At 69.9% G+C, this 2,328-nt stretch carries 3 protein-coding genes; all 3 read left to right on the top strand.

Annotation, left to right across the window (positions count from 1 at the left end):
• Nucleotides 1-105 precede the first annotated feature (105 nt).
• The 3 genes from ACWER9_RS31795 (at nucleotide 106) to ACWER9_RS31785 (ending at nucleotide 2,259) form a co-directional block, all read left to right on the top strand.
• Nucleotides 106-537, top strand: coding sequence for a SigE family RNA polymerase sigma factor (locus ACWER9_RS31795; protein WP_452305318.1), 432 nt, complete (start codon nucleotides 106-108; stop codon nucleotides 535-537).
• Nucleotides 538-698: 161 nt separating this feature from the next.
• The gene (locus ACWER9_RS31790) at nucleotides 699-1,352 is read left to right on the top strand and encodes a hypothetical protein (RefSeq protein ID WP_452305317.1); all 654 of its coding nucleotides are present in this window, start codon (nucleotides 699-701) and stop codon (nucleotides 1,350-1,352) included.
• Nucleotides 1,345-2,259 carry a serine hydrolase gene (locus tag ACWER9_RS31785; protein WP_452305316.1) on the top strand — a complete coding sequence of 305 codons (915 nt, stop codon included), beginning with the start codon at nucleotides 1,345-1,347 and terminating at the stop codon, nucleotides 2,257-2,259. Before ACWER9_RS31790 ends, ACWER9_RS31785 begins: the two co-directional genes overlap by 8 nt.
• The last annotated feature ends 69 nt before the right edge of the window (nucleotides 2,260-2,328 follow it).

The raw sequence follows: 2,328 nt of genomic DNA, 5'->3' as shown, positions 1-2,328 counted from the left end.
GCCGACCCGGCGCAGTAGCAGATCGGCGGCCGTGTTGTCGGTGACCGACATGGCGAAGTACGCGAGGTCGCGCAACGACACCTCGGGCGCGACGCCGCGTTCCTGATGTGTCGCGACTGGCATTTCGCCCAGGACCTCACCCAGACGACGCTGGCCAAGGTGTACGCCAACTGGAGGCGGGTCCGCCGGGCCGACGACCCCCACGCGTACGCCCGCAAGGTGCTGCTGCGCTGCATGATCGACCAGCAGCGGCGGCGCTCCAGCCGGGAGTTGGCGATGTCGGCGCCGCCGGACCGGGGCGAGGAACATCCGGTCGAACTGCGCATGACGTTGCTGGACGCGGTCGCCACCCTGCCGTTGCGGGACCGGGCGATCATCGTTCTGCGCTACTGGGACGACCTGAGCGTGGAGGCGACCGCCGAGGTCGTGGGCGTCTCCACGGCCGTCGTCAAGAGCCAGAGCATGCGCTCCCTCAACCGCCTGCGCGAGTTGCTCGGTGAGACCCGCTCCGAGTTGTTCGCCGAGGAATGCCATTGAACGGCCCCGTCTGCGGCCGGGGTGCGGCGGGCCCCGGTGGGGTCGGTTCGCCGCCCGGCTACCGCCGCGCCTGCCCCGAGGCGGCGGCGAACGGTGCACCACCCATCGTCGCCCGGAGGGTGACCTGCGGTGGCGAGTATCTGCGTTGGGGGAGGTCCGTGGTGTCCGTGTCGGACAGGAGGACGCGCCGAGGCGCGGTCGCTGTCGTACCGGCGGTCCTGTCGGCGGTGGTGCTGGCCGGGTGCCAGCGGTGGGAGCCCGGAGTCGGCCCCGAGGAGCGGCACACCGCCAACGCGGATCAGGGCGATCCGAGCATGTTGCTTGGCGCGGGGGAGCTGGGTTCGGACTGGCGTGAGGAGGCCCCGCGAACAGGTCTGCCGCCGTGGCCGTGGGAGCAGAGCAGCTGCCCCAGCTATCAGAGCAGCGACTACCCGGCCCAGTCGCACCGGCGCGCTGCGGTGCAGCGCTACTACCGACCCTCGGACGGCTCGACGCTGGCCCACCACGTCGTGGAGACGTACGAACCCGGGTGGGCGGAGCGGACCGTCGACGACGTCCGTCGGGTCCTGCTCACGTGCGCGAGCTATCCGGTCCACGGGTCGCAGGTCTCGTTCGACGTCGTCGACCCACAGTATGCGGGGGGAGCCGGCCTGCTCGTACGCGGACGCATCGAGCACGCCGACGTCCCGAGTACCGTCACGTACTTCGTGGTGCTGAGACGAGGCGAGACGGTCTCGACGCTCAGCCTGCCCGACCGGGGCAGCCGGGCCGCGGTGGATTCGATCGCGGCGAAGGCGGTGGCCCGCCTTGGTTGAGCGGAAAGGTCGGCAGTTGTCGCGCCGCTGGGTCGTCTCCGCGGCCGCCCTGTCTCTCGCCGGCGTCGCGACGGCCGCCTTCGGTGCCACCCGCGGGCAGGACGGTGCCGGCGTCGGTCCGTCCCAGGGCCCTTCCCCGGCCAGCCCGATCCCCACGACACCGGCCATCGACCGGATCGCCCAGGCGAGAACGCGGATCGAGGCGTACGTGCAGCGGTACGACGGCCGCCTGGCGGTCGCGGCACTGGACCGGCAGGGTACGGCTGCGGTGACGGTCGGCACCAGACGGTTCGAGACCGCGAGCATCGTCAAGGTCAACATCCTCGCGGCGCTTCTGCTGCGCCAGAAACCGCAGGGCAAGGCCCTTGGTTCCCAGACTCGGCGGTTGGCCGAGGACATGATCGTGTCCAGTGACAACGCTTCGGCGGTCGCCCTGTGGCAGAAGATCGGGGGCTTGAGTGGCCTCACCGCCGCGAACCGCGCTCTCGGCCTGCGGGAGACCAAACCCAACACGCACTGGGGACTCACCACGACCACGGCTGCCGACCAGCTTCGTCTGCTGACCGCGCTGACGTCGCCGACGGGACCGCTGACCCCGCAGGACCGTACTTTGATCATGGATCTCATGAAGAGGGTGATCCCCGAGCAACGATGGGGGATCAGCGCGGCCAGGGAGGCGGGCAACCGTTCCGTCTACGTCAAGAACGGCTGGGACACCGTCGACGTCGACAACGGTCGCTGGCTTGTCAACAGCATCGGACGGGTCGTCGAGGCCCGTCATGACTGGCTGATCGCGGTGCTGTCCGACCATCACGTGAGCCAGAAGGAGGGCATCCGCGTCGTCGAGAAGGCCGCCACGTACGTGCTCAAGGAGCTGCGCGCCGCCACCGCGGGCGACGGAGTCTGATCTCGGATCTTGTACCCATCCGTCTGCGGGTCGGCCTCGAATGCCTGATGACAGCAGCAAACGAGTACA

The organism is Micromonospora sp. NPDC003944, from assembly GCF_053605225.1.
The sequence above is the reverse complement of the archived record's forward strand: the minus strand, read 5'-3'. Positions and strand labels throughout refer to the sequence as shown.

Coding starts and splice junctions, on each gene's coding strand:
- ACWER9_RS31795 (WP_452305318.1), top strand. CDS start 106: ATGTGTCGCGACTGGCATTTCGCCCAGGACCTCACCCAGACGACGCTG.